1 protein-coding gene is annotated in these 260 nt (G+C 46.5%); it reads left to right on the forward strand.

The window, feature by feature from the left end; genetic code table 11:
• Window positions 1-260 (forward strand): carbonic anhydrase (locus C661_RS0120940; RefSeq protein WP_017417249.1); only part of this gene is annotated, 260 nt, incomplete at both ends.

Genomic DNA, 260 nt, shown 5'->3' on the forward strand with positions numbered 1-260 from the left:
CAGACCAAATACGCTGGAACTGGTTCAGCCGTTGAATATGCCGTTCTTCATCTCAAGGTTAAAGAAATCATTGTGATAGGGCACAGCGATGATGGAGCATACTCAACTGACTTCATCGAAGACTGGGTAAAGATTTGCATGCCAGCCAAGACTAAGGTGCTCGCCGACGCCAAAGATGCCCCATTTGGTGACCAGTGTGCACAGTGTGAAAAGGAGGCCGTGAATGTTTCACTTGGAAACATTCTTTCGTATCCATTTGT

The organism is Clostridium tunisiense TJ, assembly GCF_000300195.1.
Lineage (GTDB): Bacteria > Bacillota > Clostridia > Clostridiales > Clostridiaceae > Clostridium_J > Clostridium_J tunisiense.